General features: G+C 39.0%; 16 protein-coding genes. 14 read left to right on the top strand and 2 right to left on the bottom strand.

The window, feature by feature from the left end:
* Positions 1 to 82 precede the first annotated feature (82 nt).
* The 9 genes from H5181_RS04195 to H5181_RS04155 all read left to right on the top strand — a co-directional run bounded on the left by H5181_RS04195 (position 83) and on the right by H5181_RS04155 (position 14,713).
* Complete coding sequence (locus H5181_RS04195) at positions 83 to 1,630, top strand: methyl-accepting chemotaxis protein (RefSeq protein ID WP_310734264.1); 1,548 nt, start codon at positions 83 to 85, stop codon at positions 1,628 to 1,630.
* 532 nt (positions 1,631 to 2,162) lie between these two features.
* Positions 2,163 to 2,747 carry an ECF-type sigma factor gene (locus H5181_RS04190; protein WP_182750305.1) on the top strand — a complete coding sequence of 195 codons (585 nt, stop codon included), beginning with the start codon at positions 2,163 to 2,165 and terminating at the stop codon, positions 2,745 to 2,747.
* Positions 2,744 to 3,067, top strand: a complete 324-nt coding sequence (locus tag H5181_RS04185) for a hypothetical protein (RefSeq protein ID WP_182750304.1) — start codon at positions 2,744 to 2,746, stop codon at positions 3,065 to 3,067. Before H5181_RS04190 ends, H5181_RS04185 begins: the two co-directional genes overlap by 4 nt.
* Before the next feature lie 126 nt (positions 3,068 to 3,193).
* Positions 3,194 to 6,154, top strand: a complete 2,961-nt coding sequence (locus H5181_RS04180; protein WP_182750303.1) for a serine/threonine-protein kinase — start codon at positions 3,194 to 3,196, stop codon at positions 6,152 to 6,154.
* Between the two features lie 533 nt (positions 6,155 to 6,687).
* Entirely contained in the window at positions 6,688 to 8,382 is a 1,695-nt protein-coding gene (locus H5181_RS04175; RefSeq protein WP_182750302.1) for a hypothetical protein, read from the top strand.
* Between the two features lie 243 nt (positions 8,383 to 8,625).
* Entirely contained in the window at positions 8,626 to 9,741 is a 1,116-nt protein-coding gene (locus H5181_RS04170; protein ID WP_182750301.1) for a hypothetical protein, read from the top strand.
* Between the two features lie 78 nt (positions 9,742 to 9,819).
* Complete coding sequence (locus tag H5181_RS04165) at positions 9,820 to 10,815, top strand: hypothetical protein (protein WP_182750300.1); 996 nt, start codon at positions 9,820 to 9,822, stop codon at positions 10,813 to 10,815.
* Positions 10,816 to 10,871: 56 nt separating this feature from the next.
* Positions 10,872 to 12,803: a hypothetical protein gene (locus H5181_RS04160; protein WP_220491652.1), complete on the top strand. Its 1,932-nt coding sequence runs from the start codon at positions 10,872 to 10,874 to the stop codon at positions 12,801 to 12,803.
* A gap of 80 nt (positions 12,804 to 12,883) precedes the next feature.
* Positions 12,884 to 14,713: a S8 family serine peptidase gene (locus tag H5181_RS04155; RefSeq protein ID WP_182750298.1), complete on the top strand. Its 1,830-nt coding sequence runs from the start codon at positions 12,884 to 12,886 to the stop codon at positions 14,711 to 14,713.
* 418 nt (positions 14,714 to 15,131) lie between these two features.
* Here H5181_RS04155 and H5181_RS04150 read toward each other — a convergent pair whose 3' ends face one another.
* On the bottom strand, positions 15,132 to 16,499 hold the full coding sequence (locus H5181_RS04150; protein ID WP_182750297.1) for a hypothetical protein: 1,368 nt from the start codon (positions 16,497 to 16,499) through the stop codon (positions 15,132 to 15,134).
* A 197-nt stretch (positions 16,500 to 16,696) separates the two neighbouring features.
* On the bottom strand, positions 16,697 to 18,076 hold the full coding sequence (gene pmbA / locus H5181_RS04145) for a metalloprotease PmbA (RefSeq protein ID WP_182750296.1): 1,380 nt from the start codon (positions 18,074 to 18,076) through the stop codon (positions 16,697 to 16,699).
* Positions 18,077 to 18,235: 159 nt separating this feature from the next.
* Here pmbA and yjgA point away from each other — a divergent pair, with 159 nt between their 5' ends.
* From yjgA to H5181_RS04120, 5 genes are all read left to right on the top strand, one after another.
* Positions 18,236 to 18,769, top strand: coding sequence for a ribosome biogenesis factor YjgA (gene yjgA / locus H5181_RS04140; protein ID WP_011639137.1), 534 nt, complete (start codon positions 18,236 to 18,238; stop codon positions 18,767 to 18,769).
* Positions 18,770 to 18,816: 47 nt separating this feature from the next.
* A complete protein-coding gene (locus H5181_RS04135; protein WP_182750295.1) occupies positions 18,817 to 21,297 on the top strand; it encodes an Ig-like domain-containing protein in 2,481 nt (826 codons plus the stop codon).
* A 309-nt stretch (positions 21,298 to 21,606) separates the two neighbouring features.
* Complete coding sequence (locus H5181_RS04130) at positions 21,607 to 22,008, top strand: hypothetical protein (protein ID WP_011639139.1); 402 nt, start codon at positions 21,607 to 21,609, stop codon at positions 22,006 to 22,008.
* A 336-nt stretch (positions 22,009 to 22,344) separates the two neighbouring features.
* A complete protein-coding gene (locus H5181_RS04125; protein ID WP_207893031.1) occupies positions 22,345 to 23,235 on the top strand; it encodes a LysR family transcriptional regulator in 891 nt (296 codons plus the stop codon).
* A 394-nt stretch (positions 23,236 to 23,629) separates the two neighbouring features.
* Positions 23,630 to 24,142 carry a hypothetical protein gene (locus tag H5181_RS04120; RefSeq protein ID WP_102036056.1) on the top strand — a complete coding sequence of 171 codons (513 nt, stop codon included), beginning with the start codon at positions 23,630 to 23,632 and terminating at the stop codon, positions 24,140 to 24,142.
* The last annotated feature ends 147 nt before the right edge of the window (positions 24,143 to 24,289 follow it).

The raw sequence follows: 24,289 nt of genomic DNA, 5'->3' as shown, positions 1-24,289 counted from the left end.
ATGTTAAGTACGCCATGCATATAAACCAATAAATCACTTAAGGTATATGATTTATTGTCGATATTGATCATGACTCAATATTATGTTGGTCACAGAAGAATATTATCAAGCTGACTATTTTAGTATCCAAATGCTAATAGCTCATCTAATATTTGAATTTATTGTCTTTACCGGTTTAGGTGCTCAAACCATGAAACAAGTTGATTTCAGAACTATCGATAAACTTTTCATCAAAATGTCCATTAACGATAAATTTTGGGCTATTTTTGGACTGTTCCTGATCATTTTATCAAGTGTATCGATTAGTAGTTACTTTAGTAAAATTGAAAATATTGAACAGCAATCGTTACATGTTTTAGAACAAAAAACCGCTGCTACGGTCCAAGCACTTGAGGCGACAAGTCAGCTAGACCAAGCTTCAAACTTAGGTTTGCAAGTCTCAGGTCGTTCGCAAACCAGTTCACGCCAACAAGATACTATTACCGCTGTGTATGCATTAGATGGCCAATATTATACATTAAGCGAATCAGTTTCTGGACAAGAAGCCAATGCTAAACAAGCTGCATTTATGTCACTGCTAATGTCATTCTTATGGGTGTTACCTTTTATAGTGGTGATTTACTGGACGGCAACTTTTCTTGGTGGAGCACTTTGGGTGCTATGGGATACCACGGAAAAAATTGCTAAAGGAGATTTAACCTCTCGTTTAGGTTTCCATCCTGGCCGAGATGAATTCGGCACCATTGGTTGCGCACTCGATAAAGCCATGGACACATTGACTGAGCTCGTGGTTGCAGTGAAAAAAAGTGCCGATACCTTGCAAACAACCTCTAGTTCATTTGCCAATGACGCAGTGCAAAGCGCGGAACAAATTGATTTACAATATGCTTCACTTGACTCAGTTGCTACAGCAATGGAAGAAATGACGGCATCAGCTGCCGAAGTATCTAATATCGCTCGAAATTCAACTCAACGCGTTGAACAAGATTCAGAGTACACTCGTCAGAGTTATGACCGTGCTAAACTTGCCATTAATGAAATTAAGCAGTTATCGACCTACATTGAACAAACATCAAACTCGGTCAATACCCTAAAAATTAATGCGACCAATATTAATGAAGTGATCACCACCATTAATGCTATTTCAGATCAAACCAACTTACTGGCATTAAACGCAGCAATTGAAGCGGCACGTGCAGGTGAAATGGGTCGTGGTTTTGCGGTGGTTGCAGACGAAGTAAGAACCCTTGCGGGTCGTACACAAGCTGCGACGGTCGAAATTCATAAAATGATTGAATTACTGCAAAGTGAAACGCTCAATATTGACAGCATAACTCAAGATACTGTCAAGCAAGCACAAACCAGTAGCGACCTAATCACTAATATTGGAACCGATATTAATGCCATTTCTGAATCAGCAAATTCAATTATGGACATGAGTTTCCAAATTTCTACATCGTCAGAAGAACAAAGCGCAGTGGCCAATGACATTGCAAAAGAGCTGACTGACATAAGACAGAAATCAAATATTATAAGAGGTTTATCGCAACAGTCTTCAAGTGGTGTTAAAGATCTTGCAAAAGCATCAGCTGATTTGGGTAAAATTCTAAGTCGATACCGTACTAATTAATCTCAGCTCAGATTATTAAGTCACCTATATGTTCATGTGCATATAAGCCCTAAACGAAAAGCGACACGAATTATCATAATGTTGTGTCGCTTTTTCATTTCGTAACCTTCAACCCTCAATTTCATTGATATTTTATCATTTTTGACCATATAACATTCAATCTAAACAGACTTATCGCTTTCAGGCTATTGAGTAAAATGTTGCGTAATTATTGTCCATCACGTTTGATAAAATTAATATTACATAAAAGATACCCGTGAGCCATTATGACTTGCTCTCGCTTAAGTATTTTAATATTTCATAGCACAACTCGTGAAATGTCACTTTCAGACGAAGCTTTTCAAGACCCGCAATAACACAGTAAGTGTTGTTAAAAACGACAAGCTCTTATTGATAAAAGTATTTACACTCTGTATTACGGTTTTCGTTGAAAAAAACGTAACTGTTTATTTGCTTGGTCTGATTATATGATTCAAAAGTCATAAAGTACTCTTTATGAAGCATATTTAAACAATGACTCTACGAGGTACTTATGCAGGAAGACATTACCAAGGCGATAATAGATTGGACTGAAGGTAACCCTAAATCAAAAGACAATTTGTATGTGCTTATTTATGATCACCTTCGCAAATTAGCATCGCGACAAAGGATGAAGGTCTCGAATAAATTTGGTCAACACAGTATTGAAGAACACATAAATTCCACTACCGCCATAGTCCATGAAGTGTATATAAAACTTGAAAATGGTAACGGTGAATACTTTAGTAATCGTAAAGAGTTTTTTTTGATGGTTGCACGTACTGTTCATAATATCTTAGTCGATCAAGCTAGGAAAAATGCAGCCCAAAAACGACAAGTCGAATTAACCACATTTGATAATATACAGGAAGAGGCCGCGTTTGAGTTTTCAGAACAAGACCAAAAGATGCTGGATTTAGGCAACGCATTACAGCAAATGGAAACAGAGCACCCAAGGCAAGCACAAAGCATGCAGCTTAAATATTTTGGCGGCCTACTCACCAAAGAGATCTCCGATATTTTATCGATTAGCATTTCAAGTGCAGAAAAAGATATCGCCTTTGCAAAGTCTTGGTTAAAAGTAAGATTACTATCATGAAAACAATCATCTTATCCACCAATTACCAAGGCCAACAACTCTCTTGTTATTGGAACTCGCTCACTAAAAGCATTGAATTTAATGCCGCGAGTAAAAGCATAAAAATTTTTACCGGTTATGGCTTTATTAGTCGAATCAAAACAACAAAATTAGATACTAACCTCATGGTAGAAGTACATTTTAGAAAACTTGCCAAAGAAAAAATTGCCATCATCATGCTAAAAATCCAAGGTGTTATCTTAAAAGCCCAGGCAATAGAAATCGGCACTGGCGGTAAAATTGCGATGTCTTCAATTAAGTATCATCAATTAATTGGTTAAGTTAATAAACATTAAATACTGTTAACCTTGCCTAAATCGATTAATTGTTATAAAAAGGTAAATTCAAGCTGCTGATTATAAAAATAAAATATCAGTAATTTATTTTTTAAAGTAGTAGGCAGATAAATGGATTCAACCGCCTTATTTGATCACTTCTCACGTCTTATCGACTTACCCCAAAGTCAACATGCGGCCTACTTTGCCGAGCATATTACTGATGGGTCGCTAGCCAATAAACTCACGCCGATGTTAGCGAGCCATTTTAGTGCCAATGATAAAACCCAATGGCATGAGCTGATCGCTCAACAAGCACAACACATTACCGGTGATGAACAACTGGAACGCTTGCTTGGCACCCACCTGGGCGTATACACCTTAAGCCAAATCATTGGCGAAGGCGGCATGGGGATTGTGTTTCTGGCAGAGCGTAACGATGGCATGATGCAGCAGCAAGTGGCGATTAAGTTTTTGTTTCCCTCTATTGTTCATGTGGTGGGCTCTCAACTGGTGCATAACCAGGCCCAAATACTCGCCCGATTAAATCACCCTAATATTACTCAGGTGTACGATGCCGGCACCACTGAGTCTGGCTTGCATTATGTGGTCATGGAATATGTTGCTGGTCTGCCCATTGATGCATATTGCCGAGCGCACCAACTCAACTTTATTGAACGCATTTATCTATTTTTAGACGTGTGTGACGCCATCAGTAAAACCCACTTAATTAATATCGCCCACAGCGACATTAAACCGGCTAATATTTTGGTGAATAAAGACGGCGTGGTAAAAATACTCGACTTTGATATTGCCAAAACCTTGCAACACAACGAGCAAGAGTCACAGCAAGACAGCGTAAAACGTTACTTACGGGCGCTGAGTCTGGCCTACGCCTCGCCTGAACAATTAACCGGGCAAACATTAACCTTAGCCACCGACCAATATTCGTTAGCCGTATTGCTGTATATGTTACTCAGCGAACAACTGCCGTTTGATATTGAACATAAACACATTGGTCAACTGGTCTGCGACATTCAAGCAGGGGCCGCAACGCCGCTGTCGATAAACCCTAATGTGGTAAGCATTACCCGCTTACAACAATGGGCGATGGTCGATGACCTACGGCGCATTATTGCCAAAGCCATGTCAGCTCAAGCAAGTGAGCGTTATTCTACGGTGGCCGCCTTTAAGTCTGACATTCATAAAACCTTAAAGCACTTTGCCAGCTCTGTGAATTTTTCACCGCTGCAACGCGGTAAAAAATGGTTAGTGAGAAAACCGCTGCTGGCCGCGGTGTATGTCATGGTCATCGGTGCGGGAATATCCTTTAAGCTGCAAAATGAGCAAGTATTACAAGAGCGAAATCGCGCCATTGCTGCGCAACAAAAAGCAGAACAAGAGCAAGTGAATGCCACTGAGGTCGCCAATCAATTAGCCAACATATTCAAACAAGCTGACCCGACCCAAACCCAGGCTAAAGAGCTGACCGCCAAAGACATGCTGGCACAAGGTTATGAAAGCATTCTGGCCTCAACTACCTTAAGCAGCAGTGCCAAATTAGCCTTATTGCAAGTCATTGCCGAAAGCTACACCGGACAAGGCCAGCATCAAGATGCCATCACAGTGCTCACAGGCATTATCAACACGCCTGAATACCTGTTGTACGATATTCAGCACCAACTGCGCTTATCGCTGCAACTCATTGACAGTTATCAACGAACGAAACAAAACGTGAAAGCCCTCGCCTTTGTCGACACACTCAAGCAACACATTAGCGCACAGGCTGGCAGCGACCACATCAACAAACTGACCTTAATGGCAGAGCTGGCCTCTATCTACTCTTTGAGGTGGACTCAAGGCGCGGAAGGCCTCACCCGAGCCAAGCAGATTATCGACAACATCGACAAGGCACTGGCGCGCAACACGCTAAGATTAACAACCAAGGAGCGCATAAGCTTTCTTTCGCAAAAAATTAGTTTATTAGATGCATCTCTATTGACAGCATCGCAAGAGCCTGAGGCCATTGACGAACAACATCACCACGACACTCTAAGTAATATTGTGCTGATAGCACAAGAGCTGCTGCCACTCATTCCGGTTCACGACAAGCAATATATTGAAGTTTTAAAGTGGTATACACGAGCAATAACATCCAGTCATATGACCGAGGCACAGCTGACCAGCGAGATACTCATGCAGGCGTTGCCCGATATTATCCATTTTTACGGTGCGCAGCACCCTTATATCGCAACGGTTTATAATGGGTTGTCGAGGGCATTTGAACATGAAGGCAACCTGGCCTCGGCCAAGATATACCGTAATAGGCAGCTTGATTTAATCACATTACATCACGGTGCTGACAGCTTTAACTATGGAGAAAAGCTGGAGTCACTGAGCTTTGTTTACGAGCTTGGCGGTGAAATGGCGCAGGCTGATAAATTATTATTGCAAGGCTATCACATTGCTAAACAGCAATTTTATCAGGCAGGCGCAATCAACATCGAGTACATGGATAATTACATTAACTTTGTGCTCTACATGATTTATCACTATGCCAACACCGAGCGAGTTCAAGCGACCAAACCCTATGTCGATGAATTGCACAGCCTGCTGACACACAATAATGCAACCGTATCACTTAATCTTAACATTTATAAGGAGTTCCAGCCGCTGGCGATGATGCTGATTAATAAAGACTATACCAACATCATCAAGCAATTGGCCCCACAAGAAGACAAGCTATTAGATACTGCATCATATTTAATTACTGCCTACGTTAACACCGAGCAATATCAACGGGCTATTACACTGGCTGAACGCATTAAGCGCATTGTATTAAGCGGTTATGCCTTTTTATATCCGACCTATTATTATCAACAAGTTGGCTTTGACCTAGCCAAAGCCTATGGCAAAAGTGGCGATAACAATAATGCCAAACGCACCTTACAAGAAATGTACGATTACAATGCTAAGTTAAATCCCGCCGCTGACAATTACTGGTTACAACGCATTTTACGCGACGCTAAACGTTATGCCGTTGAGATAAATACCGCATCAACTGAGCACGAGTTAATGGCAGAGACGGACTAATGACAGACTGTTGTAAAATGCTCTGTTACCTCAGATCGTGATAGTAAATGCATATTAAACTTGCGATCTTTTTCATCCAGAATAATAACCTTATCAGTCGGACAATGGTAACGAACGGTGATGACTTACTTTGAAGGCTAACAGTTATGCCTAATTGTAATGACTTACCATGATATCGAACAAACAACTCATTTGAGTCACCCTTTCTACCACAGATCATCTCACTAGCTTAAGTTCAAGCTAAGTTAAACCATTCGAATAAATATCCGATTAAACCTTCTTTTTCAACTATCTTTTTAAACCCTCTGATTAAAAAATTTTATAAAATAGTTTTACTGTTTTTATTGGTTATTACGTAGCTATTAGTTTTAGCATTAAAAAACTATGTTTAATAACCAAAGCTCGGGATAAATACTTACCATATCCAACTCAACATCTTTATTTTGAATTAACGAGTTTAATAAATTACTGCGGTTCGGCAGTCTATTTTTACTTAATCTTCATTGATACCATCAATAACTAAGAGGTAATACATGCAACACTGTACTAAACCTATTTTTGCCTCAGACAAATTCTGCGAAGATTGTGGTAAAGAAGTGGCAGTAAAAAACCAGCGATCAACCGTTGAAGAAATCTCACCCGATATTCTAACGGAGTTAAAAGTGCGCTATCCCAGATCGTCTATTGTGACGGGGATGATTACCAATTTATATTTATATAAGCGCAAGTATGTCACTAAAGAAAGTCATTTAATATTTTCATTCTGGTATTTAACACTGGTCACTAACCAGGGTGAACCCCTTGAGCTCAGTGTAGATGCAGAAACGACTTTAGGGGCAAACCTTAATAAAGGTGATGTCATTTCATTGCTTCAACCAACCTTGTTAAGTTTAAACCATAAATTGGAATCTAAAGCATTTAAGACAATAATTAACAATAATGATTATGCTGATTACATTGTGATTCATGCTCAAGACAAGCAATACAAAATAAAAGGCAATGATTATGATGTTAGTCGTCAATCTAAGCCCATATACACCTTTTTTGTGACTTATTTTGTTGCTCTCTTTAGCTTTATAACACTTAACTATTCGATAGACACAGTGATTAACTTAACCATTGCCGCTATGGTTATTACCTTTATTATTGAATGGACAATAAAAAATAATAAATATAAAAAGCATCTTTTAGATTATGAGGCATTAAGTAAGACTTTCGACGCGCTGTCGCAGATCTCAATTTCCGAATTAGGTTATGAAAATTTACAACGTGTAAAACAAGACGATGATGTTATTTGTGTCAGTTGCCAACAACGAATATCAATAGACAGTGATTACTGCTTTTGTTGTGGTATCGCACAAAAAAATGCCATTACACCGCCCAATGACAATGTGTCATTATTGACAACACCACAAGACAAAGCCATAACCGCAACGTCGATTGCCGAGATTGAACAATCGATAAAAGCAACCTACTCGTCGGTATATCAAACGCCTTTTATCTTCAATAACCTGGTGTCTAAAAGCTTTACTGGCACAATGAATTTTGAATCTATTTTAGGTAAAGTCGTCAGCAAAAATGCGAGTGCTAGTACGTCGGACGTCACCACAACCAGCACAACAACGGCCTATAATAGCAGTGGCTATAAAGCTGATTCGAGTGAGTCAAGGCATCGTTTAAGACAATCTGATCTGCAAGGTCAAATAGTACTATCAACCGCAGATGGGTTTTTAACGTTATCATTGCCTGAAAAGCAGATGATAGCGACTGATGTGGGTGATTGGTTTTTATATCAAGATTGTAATATAACCACTGATTGCGGCAAACAAAACCGGTTTCAAATATTCTTTTATAATGTAACTAAAAAACTGCATTATGATGTACCAAGTATCCAAATAAGCGAATTTAACGCAAAGGAAGGGGGCATGATAGGATTAATGTACACCTTGGCATTTTTCTCGTGTTTGGGCTTTTATGCCGCGGGCACTTACCCTTTGTTAGAGTTTATTAATGGCAAATTGGGTGCGCCGCTCAATGACTTTTTTCTGTTTATATCGCCCTCTATTATGTTAATTTTTATGACTGTAATAGCAGAAATTAAATCACGTTCACTAGTCCTAAAATCCTGTAGTGCGATCGATAATGCTGGTGAAAAAAACAAACAAATCAGGATTGATTTATCTGAAGATGAAGCCGAACTTAGAAGAAAATTACTAAAGCTGAGTTAATATAACAGGTTGTATTTATGTATCGCTCAATGTTAACACTGGTGCAGTCTTATAATACGTAAACTAAAGCTACTGGTTTCTAGTGGCTTTTTTATAGCCAACTTTTAGTGAATAGGGCAAATAATGACCATTAACTAAATTGTTAATAAATTTTTACGGGTTTTATGACTAACTGCGTAGATGTTGCTTTTTTGGTATTTGATTAAACTACTTGATAACCAATATTATCGAAGGAATGTGATTATGAAAGAGCAAGCAGATAAAGTCATTAAACAGCAAGAAATCAACTTAAAAGATGGCATATTTGAAGAAACTGAAACACCGGTAAACTCTAGCGTAGATGCAAAATCAGCTATGGATAACGTATTATTATCTATTCTTAATTTTGCGAGTAAACCATGGCATAAAGCGCTACCAACATTAACGTTTAATAATAAGTTTTCAGTGATTACATTGTTGCTTTTTTTTGTAGCAGGTTTTTTACCGGCAATAAAACTATTTTCTGAATCGCAATCATTATACGAATTAATCGAAGCCTCTAACTTTCAAATTATGATTCTTTTAGTTGCGGCATTGTATGCAATGGGCGTTAAACGCTCTATTAGTAAAGTCGCATCCATTATATTAGTACTGATTATTTTTTATAACATTAATGAAGCACACGAAATGGCTGCAAGCTTTGTTGGCAGCAATCGATCTTTTCTTAATGAAAATACTCTAAACATGATTTTAGAATCGATGCGCTACGGTTTAGTGATTTGGCTGATTAGCTTGGTGAGTATTATGATTTTATCGGTATTGCCTTTTTATACAACCAATACCCAGCTATGGCCAACGTTAGTTGAAATATTTAACACTCAATCAACGAGCACAGTAAACGTGAAAGAATTTACAGGCAGAGTAAATGACAATATTCAATCTGCAGTGAAAAAAGGCCATCAATCAATAGAACAAATGAACACGCCATCAAACCAGGAAAAACTGGCAAAACTACAAACCTTGAGCATGCAAAAAAAATCATTAATTGGCATTGCGGCTATAGGGATTGTCGTGTTTATCCCGATGATGTTTTCCGGCAACACAGCGCCATCAACTAGTGATATAGAAAAGGTATTCGCGCAAGAAGTGGCTAGAGATAGCGGTTTTTTTAATGGCCAAGTTTCAGATGTTGATGTGAAGCACTGCGAAGAAATATCTGGTAGAAAATTACCCACATTCAATTGTACGGTTGAAGGAACTATCAGTCTTGATATGGGGGCTTTGGGCTCATTGTTTGGTGGTTCATCTAAGGCAAGCGAATCGTTTAGTGACGAGTTTATTTTAGTTCATGGGACTGACGGCTGGTTTGCAGGAGAATAATTAATATTTACACATAACCCACACCGGGTGATCCCGGTGTAACGTGTTTTTGTTAATTAAGTGTATAGGTATTAAATTATGACCGCAGACAAACTAAAAAAACATTCAAAGAAAAGCTTTATGTCATTAAATACTGTCATTTCTATATTGATATACAAAATCATGTTAGATTTTTCAATCATTTTTGTATTTAAATTCTACACTTTAAATTACCCTTCATTTGAAGGTGCTTTAAGTGCGACAATAAATGCATTTTATTATGGCTACGGCAACGATTTATTTGATTTATTGTCAAATTATGTCGCTGCTTTGTATAGTATTGGCTTTTGGAATGGATCTTCATACCTCACTTTTCTTCATGTGATATCACCAGACCAAAATTTTGACAAAGTTTATGCATTGCTACCTTTGGCGATACACTTTTCAATGTTGTGGTTAATTAAAATCTGTGTGACTAAGTTTATACCTAATAAGAAAATAGTACCTGGTAGCGATGTAGATGACGAGAACCAACTGGATAGCGTTATAACACGTTCATGTATTAAAATAGCGATGTGTTATGCACTACCAATTGCAATATACGGACTTATTTTTGGTTTACTTCTTAATGTATATATTAGAACATTTGGTGCTAGTGAAAATAACACCATAGATTATGATTTTATTATGCCGTTAATCTTTTATGCATTAGCTATTTTTGTCATTGGCCGTAATTTGATTAATTTTTCAACATTAAACACTAATAGCTCAGCAAGTAAATCTGAGTTATTTAAAGCCATGTTTAATGTTGCTTCTAGCGGTATTGCACGCGCAGCAGAAAATAGCTTTAAGGTTGCTAACAATAAGCTCAATAATAATCCAATAATAAAAGTGGGTCGTGGTGGTGAAGAGTATCGCGAAAGTATTCTATATTATGAGCATACTATGAATTATACCTACGCAAGAAAAGGTGACTCTGGTGGATCTGACTTTTTTATCTCTGTGGTGCTATTTATTCATTACTTAATGGCTTTAATGATTTACGGAGTGCTCAAAATGTTTGGTGCTCATAAAAGGTTATCTATAGGGAAATAAAAGTCTCGATATAACACATAACGGCTACAAATCGCCCATATTTTTAAAGGAATAAAATGATGTTAACCATGCAAAAAATTTTGATAATGATCGTCTTTTCATTTTTTATATCCGCTTGTGGCGGCGGTGGGGATGAGAAAGCAACTAATAATACTGACAATAACACTGGCAATAATCCCGGCACTGTCACAAATACTGCACCCAATCTTGCAGTCTCTACAGCTGCAATCACTATGAACGAGACAGAGTCGGCAACATTCACTGTGGTTGCGTCTGATAAAGAAGACGCTAACTTCACATTAAGTGTGGTATCTGATAATCCTTCTTTAACCGTTTTGCATAATGGCGATGTTGTTACATTACTTGCTGGAGAAGTATCCACACAAACCGTTGTTAAGGTGACATCGAAAGTCACCGATAGTGGTGGTTTAACAAAAGCGTTAACGACTGTTGTAACAATACTCAATGTAGAACCTCCCGTTGTGATTAATAATGCTCCTGTGATGACATTGTCAATAACTGAGCTAGTCATTAAAGAGAAAACTAAATTAGCATTTAATGTTACTGCAACTGATATTGAAGATGGTGATTTAAGCGAAAACATCACTGTCTCCTCTTCAAACCCATCATTGCTGACACTGACAAAACAAGGTTCATCTATTTCAGTTGATGCAAAAGAAGTGACCGAAGACACTAATGTTAATATTTCGGTTTCGGTTACCGACAGTGAGGGTTTAAGCGTAACAAAAACTGTTTTGGTGACAGTCACAAATTATATTGATGCAAACAATTTACAGCCAACAATTGCATTAGCCAATATGGACGAAAACAACTCCATTTATATTTTTGAACGCACTGAAAATATTATTCCTGTGGTTATTACCGATGCTGACAGTGCAAATGTAACATGGTCGATTAACAGTATTGAAGGAAAAGAGTCTGATGATGCTGTTATTGATTATATAGAAAGTATTACACAAAGCGGTGATAATATTATTTTTAATGCAAAACAACTCCCTGAAAATACCCAAATAGATTTCAGACTAGTGTTAAGCGTAACAGATGGGAATAGTATTATAGACCAAGAATTTACGCTAAAAATGGTCAACTTATCTAATTCAGATCCTTTATTTACAGTTCAAGCTCGTGTAGCGGGTTTTGTACCTATACCTATGGGTGAAACAAAAACATTTTCTTATACCATTATAGATGACCACCCAGAGGATGTTGTTGTCGATGATATTAAACTATGGTTCGGCGATGAAACAAAATTTACTGCAACCTTTAATCATGAAAATAAAACCATCACGATAACTGATTTGGGCTTAGAACTTGGTGAAGATTTTGGTTTATTGCTTAGCTATACAGACAAATTCAACAAAGGCCTGACGGGTATAAATGTTAGGGGCAGTGTTGTTTTTGGAGACTTGCAAGTTGAGACTTTGCAATATGTACAAGAAATGTATAGCAAAATGGAAGCGTTAAATGAATATAAATATTTAGCCAATTTTTACGCCGAAGTATTAGAAAATTTAAATTATATTTCTGAATCGCAGAAAAATGAATTTATTCAAAAAAGCAAAATAGATGACTCAACTAGTTTTTCAACATTAAGAGTGCTGGTGTCAACGCTGGAATCCCAAGTTGTTTTTGGCACCGGCGATGGACAGGACCCTGTATGGATTAATGATTATAAAGGGGCGATCGACCACCAATTTGGGCTGTCGCAATCAGACTATGGCAAGCAAAATTATAATTTAATTAATGATATGTCAGATATTTCACAAGGCTTGTTACCTCATATCGGTTATGTTTCTACCACCTTTGAATATGACACTATAAATAAAAAGTACAGTAAGTTTGCTGGTAATACTGATTATGGCACTTATGAAAATGGAGCATTTATATTTAATCAAGAATTTGATTTTCTTAATGCTATTTTGGCAAAGGCATTAGCTGCAGAAAGACAGGCTTTTTCTTATAAGTAAATAATCATGGATGATTAAGAGCCCTATTCTTAATTAACGTTTTTAGTAAATGATACTTTTAGTTACACAGGATGTTAAAAATGAAAAGAACAATCATATTATCAACCATATCAGTTTTAGTTATGTTATCCCCATCGGTCATGGCATCAATTGAAGTAGACACTAAGGTTAGTGTGGTCAATAAAGAAGCTGATTTATCTAAAACAGTTAATTTAATTGTACAATTTAAAGATAAAAATATTCATAAAGCATTATTGGCCAATCCCAAAACACTTGCAAAGCTAGAACGCAAAGCAAAAGCAGACAATGTAAGCTTAATCAGCCTTAAAAAAACATACAATGTTCAAAGTAATGTGGCCTACGAATATGGTATGTCTAGCTTAAAAAGTTTAAGTGAAAAAAACAGTATTCAATTTGAACATGTTCGTTCTATGTCTATGGGGGCGGATGTTGTAAAAGTGACTTCTGATAGCCCTATTGCATTGCAAAATCTAATCGTTGAATTAATAAATTCTGGTGATTTTGACAGTGTCATGGTGGACGATGTTGTAAAAAAAATGAACTTCAATGACACCTTATATAATCAGCAGCCTCAATTTAAACAACCGAGCCCATCTACGGGTGATGGACAAAATTTTGAAGCAATGAGAAATAAAGTCGTCAATAACCTAGGTCGTAAGGTTCGAATTGGTGTTGTTGACTCTGGTTATGCTCCCCATGAAGATATTAATCCTTTAGTTGAAGGCTACGATTTTACTCAAGAAGCAAACGACAAATACTTAGAGGCCAAAACAAGAGATGCTGACCCTACCGATTTATCTATTTTAGCCGATGGTCTGTCTTGTCATGACGGCCACGGCTTGTCTGTTGCGGGTTTAATTGGTGCAACCAGTAATAATGGTTTAGGTGTTGCTGGCGCTGTTGATTCTGAAGAAGCCGATTTGGTATATGCCAGAGTGCTAAACTGTTTTGGCGATGGTGCAAGTTCTGACATTTTAGATGCAGTTGCATGGATGATGCAAGAAGAGGTACCTGAAGTGCCTACCATTGCAGCACCTGTAGATATTATGAATTTATCATTAGGTGGTTATAGAATTGCTGGCTGTGCTACTTATGAGCAAGCTGTATATACAAAAGCAAGAGATAAAGGAATAGTTGTTGTGGTTGCTGCGGGTAACTCTAATGATGATGCAAAAACATTTGCACCAGCTTCATGCAACGATGTGATTACCGTGGGTGCCATTTCACGTAAGGGCGACAAAGCATCATTTTCAAATTATGGTGACAATATTGATGTGATGGCGGCGGGTTCGAGCCTATGGATGATTGCAAGTAATGAATATAAGACTCAAGAGTTATATTTTAGTGGTTCTGGTACTTCAATGTCAGCGCCTTTGATTACAGCTGCTGCAGCAAATTTATTATTAACACATCCAACTCTGACACCGGATCAAATTGAAGGGATTTTATCTGCTAATGGTCAAGGCTCTAAACCTGGTTCACTCTGCGCTCAATTAGGCTGTGGTAAAGGCAGTGTTAATGTTTCTAATGTAATGGATGCCATTCCAAATTTGTTAACTTCTATAAAATATGAAAAAAAGCATCGTTATGAGGGTTATAACTCACCAGAGCAAAAGGTCTGGTTAGATAAGATGAACCATTATGCGAGTGTTTGTAATATGGTGAAATACACTTGGGGTAATCTTGGGACTGAACTGAGCGGTGTTGAATATAAGCTCTATGTAGGTTCCAATGATGAACTGGTTTATACCGAAACAATATCGACACCACAGAAAGTATTATCCCACGACAAAGATACTTTAGTGGGTGTTCAAACTTGTAAAAATGGAACTTGCGGTAGTGTGGTGCAAATGAGAGGTAATATTACTAGCCCTTCGTCTTGTTTGTAGGCGTTATAACAGATTCTGTGTAATTCTAAATTTATATAATCTGCATGCCATTATCCAGATTAAAAAATAATTCAGTGCCGATTTTCACTTTGTAATCGGCATTGTTTATTTTTGAGATTGCTATAAACACGAGCTAAATGATTTTATTCGCTGAGTGATCAATAAAAGACAGCTTGCACTTCTGGAGCGTCATTCTGATTTCACGGTTTTATGACTTCGTAACGTCAGTAATAAGGTTATACCTTATCTGTCAAGGTCGTTATATCGCTTGAACAACCTTGATGATTATCAAATAATTGCCAAGTAATTTGCATTAACATTTTGGTAAATTAAGTGCTTAAGGAAAAAGCCGATATCTACGATATCGGCTTTTTTATGCCTCACAATAAGTGAACGATTTCACCGTGAGTGTACTTTTTTATTGTAATGACGTAAGTCTATGGCCTAAAGCGCTTGTACTGTCTGGAGTCAGCACAAAAGTATAGTTACTGTCGCCATCAAAGCTGATTGAATCAGACTGATAAACTAAGGTTTGCGTGCCATTATCGGCTTCGTAAACAATGTTAATTTCATAATCATCTTCGGGCAATGTCAGACTGAGTTTTTCCACAAAATCTAAATCAGTTAAGGTGTATTCGGCGGTTTCAATGGTTTCTGAAGCACGGACAAAATACACGGTTAAGTCATCATAATCATAAGCTAAATTCACCACATCGACTTTATATTCAAAAGCTCGAGGTCGTAAGTCTTGCTCGATCACCATACCTTTTACAGAACTGTCTTCTTGCTGATAAATCAGTAAAGACTTCACTTCATCTTGGTTAAACGTTACCAACAAGTTATCGAACAACTTAGCTTTACTTGTCGCATCTTTAGTGGTGATACCATAATCATTAAACGATGTTGATTGGTAAGCCGTTACTGTGAAGGGTGAAATACCATACAAGTACTGTGTTTCTTGCTTACTGGCCACATCAACATCAATGCTTTGAGTTTCTAAACCATTAAACACCCGGTAATCAGCTGTTGCCTCTAACGCGGCGTAAGTGACTGGCGTTGTGGTTGAGTCAATACTGTCGATAGTGACGTTAATATCACCCGCACCAAAGCTATTACGAATAATCAATTTATAAGCAGTTTCGGAGGTTAAACTCATGCTACCTGTCGTGTAGAGCACATTTTTTGTACCTGTTTCGGTAAGATAGACAATATAATCATCTGTATCGAATATCTGTTCGCTCGTGTAATTACTGTATGGCACATTACCCAGCATCACCGCTTCGTCAATGGTTTGGGTATCGAGTGAAATATAGGTATCAAACGCACCTTCATCAGTGGCTACGTTAGCCACCAACACTTCCATTTTGCTGTAGTCATTATCATCGTCGGCATTTAACTCGTCCATTTCATCGCGTGAATAGTTAATATCCAGTAGTTCGGGATCATGATAGTCACCATACAAAACATACAAATGGTTCGAGTCGCTCGCTAAATCAACGGTGTCGCTGTAAACGGTTACCGTTTCACTATCCTCATCTTGACCATAAATTTCCAGCTCTGTACTCCCCGTACTATAAGCATAGCGCGGCATTGCATCAGCAAAATCAACCGCTGTATATGAATAGTCATCCAGCACTAACGAAGTTGATGTGCTATTCGGTGATGCATTATAAAACTGCACATAAGCGACATCATCACTGCTTTCTTCACTGTCTGAGCCACACCCTAGTAACAAGGCTCCCATTGCAGACACCATCATCAATCGACTTATTTTTTTGTTAAACATATTTACTCCATTAACCATCTAGTTACATTTGCAAGAGTTATGACAACCCTTGCCTGTAAACGACTGTCAAGAAAGGTAAAGTAAAGATATAAAGCGTCAAGAGCCAAGTTGAAGTTAAAAAAAAGCCTCTTAATCAATTAGATAAGAGGCTTTAATTATTTGGTATTTAACCATAAATGCGTTTTTCCGCGAAAGGGTTAATTACCCGCGATTTTCATCTCGCTCAGTAAAATACCACCAGTGCGGATTGATGAACGTAAATCGCGATCTTTACCTACGCCTTGTATTCCCATAAACATGTCTTTTAAATTACCCGCGATAGTAATTTCTTCTACTGGATACAACACTTCACCATTTTCAACATAAAAACCTGCTGCGCCGCGAGAATAATCACCAGTAACACCATTAACGCCCTGGCCCATCACTTCCGTAACAATTAAGCCGGTATTCATGGCTTTAACCAAGTCATCAAATGTTTGGTTTGAATGGCTTAGGGTCCAGTTATATATGCCACCAGAATGACCCGTGTTGGTCATCGATAATTTACGCGCCGAATAACTGGTTAATAAGTAAGTTTCTAGCTGGCCACGATCAATAATACGACGATCTTGGGTAGCGACACCTTCACTGTCGTAATTAGCACTGGCCAGAGCACCAATTAAATGCGGTTGTTCTTCAATACTAAACCAGTCTGGGAATATTTGAGTATTCAATGCTTCCATTAAGAAGCTCGACTTACGATAAATACTGCTGCCACTAATTGCGCCGATTAAATGCCCCATTAAGCCAGTGGCAATTTCTGGCGCAAACAACACTGGCATTTTTGCAGTCGCAATTTTACGGGCATCCAAACGGCTTAAGGTTTTGTTTGCCGCTTGTAAACCTACCGCTTCAGGTGACAGTAAATCATGATATTTACGGGCAACGGTATAGTCATAGTCGCGCTGCATATTGCCATCAGACTCTTCGCCTATGACCACACAACTTAAACTGTAGCGAGAGCTGCAATAGCCGTTAAGAAACCCATGGCTATTACCATAAACTCTGGCGGCAGTATGGGCATTGGCACTCGCACCATCTGAATTACGGATACGGCTATCAACCGACAAACTGGCTTCTTCAGCACGAATAGCCAACTGAGCGAGCTCTTCTGCATCGATATCTTGTGGATGATATAACTCTAAGTCGCGAATATCTTGCGCCATCAAAGCGGGATCAGCCAAACCGCTGAAAGGATCTTCTGAAGTATATTTTGCAATACCATCAGCCGCTTTTACCGCTTGGCGAATAGCCTCTGGGCTTAAGTCTGAGGTTGATGAGCTGCCTTTGCGACCATCACGGTAAATGGTAATGCCTAACGCACCGTCTTTATTAAACTCAACGGTTTCAACTTCTTTTTCACGGGTTGAAACCGACAAACCTTGCTGCTTACTGATAGCCACTTCAGCGGCCGAAGTGCCTAACTCTTTCGCATATTCTAATGCGACAGATACAGCGTCTTTTAACGCCGATAATTCAGAATCAATTCTAGGTGTTGGTTCAGTTGCGCGAGGCGCTGAAGAAGGATGAGAAGCCACAAATTTACTCTTTGATTAGTCTAATTGACGCTAGCATATCAAATTCAATTGGCGATTGATAACCGCGCATTTATATCGCAGTTGATCATCAATAAATTCTGCATATTCTAGGCCAAATAAATGCTATCATTAACGCATATTTACTTGAGGTTTATGACTATGAAAATTGTTGGCGATTCTGAGCTATTTCAGCAGCCCTATGATAATGATGACAACTATGTCAGCAGAACAGGCGTTAAAAAAGAAAGTGAGGATGCTCAAGCACTTGGCATGCGTTTAGTGGCCCTGAGCAAAACTCAATTAGACAAAATGGGTTTAGATGAATTTCTATATGATGCGATTCTAAAAACAAAACTGATTAAACAAAAAACTGAAGCCTATCGCCGCCATTTACAATACATTGGTAAATTAATGCGTGGCTTTGAGCATGAGCCTATTGAAGCAGCACTGGATAAAGTGTTGAACAAAAACAATAATGAAGCTGCTCAAATACAGATTTTTGAAAAAATGCGTGAGCGTTTATTAGCTAATGGCGATGATGAGGTCCAAGTATTACTGGATTTGCATCCACAACTTGATCGTCAAAAAATGCGTCAACTGATCCGCCAAGCGAATAAAGAACTGGCTAAAGGCCCAGAGTCAAAATCGTCTAAAGAGTTATATAAGTATTTAAGATCTGAAATAAAAGACTAGGGTCCATCTCTAAAAATAGTCTGTTTAATAGAATAAGGATGTTGCTAATGCGGCTAAAAATGATGACTCGCACACTATTGTTATTATTAACTTCAGTGTTGTTATTTACAGGTTGTAACGGTGCCGCGGACGGCACCGATACTGACACATCGAATGATAGTTATAGTATTACCGTCAGCTATCAAAATGTCGTTAATGGCCAATGTGATACGAGTACTGACTCACTGATTTTTGATCTTGATAGTAGCTTCTGTGCCGTTGCACACCTTAAGTTAGGTAATGCCAACGTCAGTGGCGCACTCATTACTTTTAGTACCACCAATGCAGCAATAACGCCTACAACGGTGTTAACCTTGTCTTCTGGTCTTGCGACAACAGTTGTCACATCAAGCAGCACCGACGCCGGCACGCTTAGCGTGAGTTACTCTCCAAGTGATGCTGATGCAGTTAGTGCGACTCGCAATTATCAATTTAAAGAATATGACACCAGTGTTCCTGTCGAAGCAATTAAATTAACCGCTTCTATAAGTGATGCAACCGGTCCGATTACTCGCTTTAATATTGATAAAACAGTTCAACTCAATGCCTTGCTTACTGACAGTAATAATCAAGCTATTGCTAACCAAATTGTGACATTCAATGCTGGTAGTGCTTCGTTAGCGCCAGCAACTGCACTAACAAAATCTTCAGGCATTGCTACGCTCAACTATACGCCGTCCGAGGCAGAGTTAGGTGCCAGTCTGTTAACCGTCACCACAGAATATCAAGGTAGTACTCTCACCAGCAGCAGCGCTTTTGAAGTGTTAGCGTCCGACGATATTGCTACGAATGGTAATGTTAAGATGGGCTCGTATAATGCTAATGGTGAGTTTGTTGAAAGTGAATTGGCGACAACGCTAGTCGCTACAACCGATGGCAGTTATAACATTAGCGCCGGTGGCACATTTGGAATTACAGCTACGTTAGTTACCGAAAACACCGATGGCACATTAACACGCTTGCAAAGTCCAACCAGCATCAGCTTTAGTTCTGACTGCTCTACCAATGACAACGCCACACTTGATTCACCTGTCACTAGCTTATCAGGCTCCGCTAGCTCAACTTTTTCAGATATCAGTTGTAGTGGCAATAGTGAACGTAATGACACCATCATTGCGACAGCAACGGTTAATGGCAGTAGCTTAAACGCAAGTTTACCTTTTACCTTAGCCCGTCAAACGTTATCTAATGTGAGCTTTGTGTCAGCTGACCCAAGCCAAATCCGCATCAAAGGTTCAGGCGGCACCGGTTCAACTGAATCATCGTTAGTGACCTTCTTAGTGACTAGTGCAAATGGCCAACCAGCAGCACAACAAACGGTTAATTTTAGCTTAGACACCAGTGTGGGCGGTTTACAATTTGCTAATGGTAAAGTGACGGACAACAGTATTACCAATTCCCAGGGATTAGTCAGTGTGCGAGTGCAAGCTGGCACCATTCCAACCCCTGTAAGAGTGGTGGCATCAACCACAGACGCCGACACTAACCAAACCATTACCAGCCAATCAGAACAGCTGACCGTCAATACCGGTTTGCCACAACAGCTTGGTTTTAGTATTTCAAGATCAAATGGCAACCCTGAAGCGGGCGACTACAATGGTGAAGAAGTTACCATTACAGTGTATGCCTCTGATAGTTTTGCAAACCCTGCACCAGACGACACTACCATCAACTTTACCGCTGAAGGTGGTCAAATCCAACCATCATGTACCATTGCAAATGGCAGGTGTTCCGTCATTTGGACATCAGCATCACCACGAGTCAGTGACCATCGCGTAACAATTATGGCTTATGCGCTAGGGCACGAAACCTTCTTCGATATCAATGGCAACAATGTATTTGACGATGCTGATGGCGGCGTAGTTAACGGCTGTTTAAGTGGTACAACGTCAGTAGCATGTAGTGGTAATGGCATGGATGTAGAAACTTACCATGACGGTGGTTTTGTTGACTTGCCTGACGCCTTTAGAGATGACAACGAATCTCGCGTCCATGATTCAGGTGAACCTTACTTTAATATTCAAGCGAGTAACACATATCAATTAGCTGACGGTAAATTTAACGGCCCACAATGCCAAGGTACATTATGTGACAGCACGGCTATGAGCACTTATATCCGTAAAGCATTAGTATTAACAATGTCAGGCTCTGATGCTAATTTCGTGGTTAGCCAAGATGGCAGCTTGATTAATAATTACGACACTGATGTTCAGCCTATTACACTAGATGCAACGGCAAAGTTTGATGTGGTACTCACTGATAGCGCCAATCAGATATTGCCTTCAGGTACAATTTTAACGGTTACTAGCACCGAAGGTGAATTGCAGTTCACTGGTTATACCGTACCTAACAAGAGTTCAGCAGGAGGAACATCAACCTCATTTACCTTGAAAAATAATGGTACACCCGGCACAAGCCAAGTCACACTGACAGCAACTACGCCTAAAGGTGTGGTCACTGAATTGATATTTTATGTGACCTTGTCATAAGCTCAATATTCTCACGTCCTATAATATTTACCGATCATTAATGCCTGCTACTTAAGCAGGCTTTTTTTATACTTGGCATTAACAAATATGTTGATACAATAAGACATGCTATACGGTATTAGATCGATACTTTGTTGAAATTAAGAACTATTTTTCTAACTGAATTTATGTTCAGCTAACAAATTGTTCAGCGAGTAAATAGCGCACAACACCTCTCGTTTCGATACCATCAATAGCATCTGTAAACAGGGCTAGTTTACTACTCCGAGGGACCGATTTACGACTCTCGACGCATACTAAGGAATACTAATGCGCAAAATTTCTCTACTTCTTACCATTACAGCAGGCGTACTACTCACCGCTTGTGCAGCTAAACCACCCATTGTGGCTCAAAACAAAACGGTTGTCGTCAATGACCAAACTTTCGTACTTGGTGGCTCGTATGATAAAGCAAAAAATAAACTGCTATTGACCGCTAATGGTGACCCGATCATGCAGGGTCGATTCCCGCCAATGACGCCTACTCAAAATCTTAATGCAAACTTTAAAGATATGAAATTTAAAGGTGATTGTTACTTTGGTTCGGTACTAGGAGATCAAGGTGGAAGCTTTGGTATTGTTGCTAGCATTGTTCAATCGGCAAAATCGAGCACTGCAGATAAATGCGACATCTTTATCGATGGCACTAAGCAAGAAACACTGTACTTCTAATTAGACATATTAATTAAGCGCTAGCCCTGCTTACCCACCTATCTATTAATCTATTTCGTTATTTCAGCAGAGATAACGTAAAGTCAGTTAGCACCAAGTTGGTGCGAACAAGGTACATTCAGCACCAGAGCAACTCAATCAATTTTTATACAACTAGTTAAACATATGTTTATAATAGACTTTAACTACTGGTCTAATCCTTGCTTTCTCTTCAAGAATAACCCTAGTCTCACTAAACGATTACTCAGTAGTCGACCCGAACACATTACAGATGTCATCACAATTGATTATCATCAAGGGGAAGTGAGTTGATAAACTGTCCTTGTTGAGAATTGAATGATCCCTTTACACACCTCCATGCGCGGCCTACGTTGTTTTTGCGTCGCTGCTGAATGCTTAAGTTTTAAAGAAACCGCTAAAAGACTGTATCTAACCCCTTCGGCGGTAAGTCATCAGATTAAACAGTTAGAAGAATCTCTAAACCAGAGCTTGTTTATTCGTCAAACCCGCGCGGTGACATTGACCGAAGTTGGCGCACGCTTTTACCAGGCCATCGAGCCGGTAATGCAGCAATTAGTCAACACAGTCAGTGAATTTAACCAATCAGACAGAATGCTCGAAGTCAGTATTTCAATGCCAGAATTCTTTGCCAGTGAACTGTTTATGCCTAAACTCATTGGTTGGTCATCTAAATATCCCAACATCAATCTTAAGCTCGAAACCATTAAGTCGCGCAGCGATACGATTAAGCACACTGATGCATCCATTATGCTCTCTGGTAAACAACAAACTAATGCCGATGTGTATGATTTATTTCCAATCACTTATATCCCTGCGTGTAATGCACAATTGCATGCTGAATTGTCTTCACAAGGTTTTAAAGCATTAACTCAGGTGCCATTAATATTGCATAAAGCTCGACCTTACGCTTGGCATCAATGGGCCGAAAATGTTGGCTTTGATGCATTTCAGCCTAAGCAGATAATTCAACTAGACAGTATGTTCAGTGTCGCCCGTGCCGCAGAACAAGGATTAGGTATTGCTCTCATTCCATTACCCATCAGCCAAGCATGGTTCGATAACGGCACCCTTCTGTCATTATTTCCTCATCCACTTTTTAGCCATGATCGCTATTACCTCATCCGTCATACTAATGAACAGCAGCGGCCAGAAGTGCAATTGCTGATCGATTGGATCCTCAAAAGTTTCCATGATGAAAGTCATTAGGTATCAAACTTCAAGGTAGACTTTGTAGCAAAGATTTGACAAAGCGGGGAGCTGATTAGATGAACTTAATTGTTATTTAAAAAATTTCTCTTAAACCATGTCGTTCTTAATATCCATTACCTAGATCGACAGGACGTAGAGCATATCGCAACATCGTGAGCGACTGAGTAATGATAAGGAAACAAACGCCGTAGGTGCATCCATGTAGACTTAAGTAAAACTGTAATGACTACTATATCTGCTGATTCACAATTTAAACCAATTAATTATTTCATCATCATAAGTGAATTTTTTTAACCCATTAATGCGTTTTTTATCGTTTGTCGACGCTAGTCGTTTTGACTAAAGTTCACCTGTAGCGCGGCGCTACACAAACGTTTAAAGGAGCGACATCATGAAAAAGAGCATCGTTAATGGCCTAATTTGTGCCACATTAGTACTAGCAGCATCGGCAAATGTTATGGCTGACGAGCAAGGTCAGCATATCAAGAGTAATGCCTACAAAATGGTATTAGTGGAAGATGTGCCTGGTGTTAATGCATTGCAATCAGGTGATGTCGAAGCTGGCTTAACCGCTACTTTATCTGCAAGTAAGTTCGCCGTGGATGACTATTCTCGTAACGTGAACTTGTGTGCTGGATATGTGCAACTAGCGGATATGGAAAAAGCCCAAAAAGCCTGTAGCGCGGCCGTGAAAAGTGCTCGTACCCAAGTGGCTATTCCTTCAATGACGGTTCGGGCTTATGCTTATAATAATCGTGGTGTAATGAAATTAATGAATAATGACAATATAGGCGCATTAGCTGATTTTAAGTATGCAGCAAAAGTCGATCACAGCGCTATATACCAACATAACGTTGAACGTTTAGAGGCAGCTTTAAACAATGCCCAAAACGGAATGATGTAATTGGATCTAGACCAAAAAAACCTTACGGTTACTCTTTATCAGTCCGCAATAAACCTCATAAAAAATGAAATAGACAGGTCTATCCAGATGATAGCTGTCTATTTTTGTTTGCCAAGTGACAAATCTAGCGATAAGGCAATGTCGATA

The sequence above is a fragment of the Shewanella sp. SG44-2 genome, assembly GCF_014164215.1.
Lineage (GTDB): Bacteria > Pseudomonadota > Gammaproteobacteria > Enterobacterales > Shewanellaceae > Shewanella > Shewanella frigidimarina.
The sequence above is the reverse complement of the archived record's forward strand: the minus strand, read 5'-3'. Positions and strand labels throughout refer to the sequence as shown.

Bases quoted from the DNA above. Each gene is read 5' to 3' on its own strand.
- yjgA (WP_011639137.1), top strand. From the start codon at position 18,236: ATGAAAATTGTTGGCGATTCTGAGCTATTTCAGCAGCCCTATGATAAT.
- H5181_RS04135 (WP_182750295.1), top strand. From the start codon at position 18,817: ATGCGGCTAAAAATGATGACTCGCACACTATTGTTATTATTAACTTCA.
- H5181_RS04155 (WP_182750298.1), top strand. From the start codon at position 12,884: ATGAAAAGAACAATCATATTATCAACCATATCAGTTTTAGTTATGTTA.
- H5181_RS04180 (WP_182750303.1), top strand. From the start codon at position 3,194: ATGGATTCAACCGCCTTATTTGATCACTTCTCACGTCTTATCGACTTA.
- H5181_RS04120 (WP_102036056.1), top strand. From the start codon at position 23,630: ATGAAAAAGAGCATCGTTAATGGCCTAATTTGTGCCACATTAGTACTA.
- H5181_RS04175 (WP_182750302.1), top strand. From the start codon at position 6,688: ATGCAACACTGTACTAAACCTATTTTTGCCTCAGACAAATTCTGCGAA.
- H5181_RS04160 (WP_220491652.1), top strand. From the start codon at position 10,872: ATGATGTTAACCATGCAAAAAATTTTGATAATGATCGTCTTTTCATTT.
- H5181_RS04165 (WP_182750300.1), top strand. From the start codon at position 9,820: ATGACCGCAGACAAACTAAAAAAACATTCAAAGAAAAGCTTTATGTCA.
- H5181_RS04170 (WP_182750301.1), top strand. From the start codon at position 8,626: ATGAAAGAGCAAGCAGATAAAGTCATTAAACAGCAAGAAATCAACTTA.
- H5181_RS04190 (WP_182750305.1), top strand. From the start codon at position 2,163: ATGCAGGAAGACATTACCAAGGCGATAATAGATTGGACTGAAGGTAAC.
- H5181_RS04130 (WP_011639139.1), top strand. From the start codon at position 21,607: ATGCGCAAAATTTCTCTACTTCTTACCATTACAGCAGGCGTACTACTC.
- H5181_RS04195 (WP_310734264.1), top strand. From the start codon at position 83: ATGTTGGTCACAGAAGAATATTATCAAGCTGACTATTTTAGTATCCAA.
- H5181_RS04125 (WP_207893031.1), top strand. From the start codon at position 22,345: ATGATCCCTTTACACACCTCCATGCGCGGCCTACGTTGTTTTTGCGTC.
- H5181_RS04150 (WP_182750297.1), bottom strand. From the start codon at position 16,499: ATGTTTAACAAAAAAATAAGTCGATTGATGATGGTGTCTGCAATGGGA.
- H5181_RS04185 (WP_182750304.1), top strand. From the start codon at position 2,744: ATGAAAACAATCATCTTATCCACCAATTACCAAGGCCAACAACTCTCT.